Below are 1,118 nucleotides of genomic sequence, written 5' to 3'. Positions count from 1 at the left end.
GTGCTTCTGCCAACTTCTTGGAATCGCCTACGGCCGTTACCATAATAATCGGAATATCTCTTAAATGCTCGTACTGCTGCACTATCCGGCAAGCCTCAATCCCATCCATCTCTGGCATCATCATATCTAGCAGAATCAGATCTATATCCACTCTTCCAGGGCGCTGTTCATCACGACTTCTATCAATGCCGAGTCGTTCCAGCATCTCCAGCGCAGAGGTTGCAATCACGGTATCCTGGTAGTTTTCCTTCTTCAAGATTTCTCGAATAATGATGACGTTAGTCGGATTGTCGTCTACGATTAATATTCTCATGGTCCTCTCCTTTAACGTAATGCGATTTTATACGATAGAAATCCTTTTCCTACTATTATACTATAATATGTCTCTCGACATTTGGCATAGAAAAAGGCATCGGAACTTGAATATTCCACTTTTAACAGGCGTTTGGTACCTTCTTTAAAAACATAGATAAGGAATGAGACCTGAGCAGTCCCATTCCTTATCTATGTTTCAAGACCTATATCTTATGCTTTCGGTACGAATCAAAATCCCGTTATCACGAAAGTCTCTACTCTTTTCTCGCAACGACCAGCACTTTACCAAGATCCAATTGTTTCTCATAAAATCCCGCTTCCGCCTCCGTAAATCCAAGTGATACGATTTTTGCACGAAGCTCATCACCACGTGAACGGAACAGATTCGCAAAGGCATCTATCACGCCTTCCTCTTTAATGCCCACCTCGTTGGCATCCGCTACATCCACAATTCGGCTTGTCATATCCGAGTCATGCGCCAGAACGAAGATTCGATCATGATCATATCCGGATTGCCGCAGGTTCTGCACTTCATGTACCGCCTGTGTTCCATTCTCAACCACTTTAGCGTAAGACTTCATGTTCGTAGATTCCATAATAACAACCTCCCCTAATTCGTATGAATCGTAAAATATCGATCAGCTTAGGTTATAGTCCAAAGGTTATTAACCATATCCCCAAGCATTGAAACATCATGAATCACTATAATCAAAAAATGAATCGACACCTGTAATGTTATCGCTGTCCCGATCCATGAATACCTTGAGAGCATTGTTGTTCTCTAGGTACACATCGCCATCTTC

2 protein-coding genes are annotated in these 1,118 nt (G+C 42.4%); both read right to left on the bottom strand.

The features are described 5' to 3' along the window. Window positions 1-313: response regulator (locus ACFRAK_RS29440; protein ID WP_394573260.1), on the bottom strand; the 313-nt coding region annotated here is incomplete at its 3' end. Between the two features lie 256 nt (window positions 314-569). After that, on the bottom strand, window positions 570-911 hold the full coding sequence (locus ACFRAK_RS29435) for a YflT domain-containing protein (protein ID WP_394573259.1): 342 nt from the start codon (window positions 909-911) through the stop codon (window positions 570-572). Window positions 912-1,118 lie beyond the last annotated feature (207 nt).

This window comes from Peribacillus sp. NPDC056705, from assembly GCF_043656335.1.
This window is presented reverse-complemented; position numbering and strand designations above follow the sequence as displayed.

Coding starts and splice junctions, on each gene's coding strand:
- ACFRAK_RS29435 (WP_394573259.1), bottom strand. CDS start 911: ATGGAATCTACGAACATGAAGTCTTACGCTAAAGTGGTTGAGAATGGA.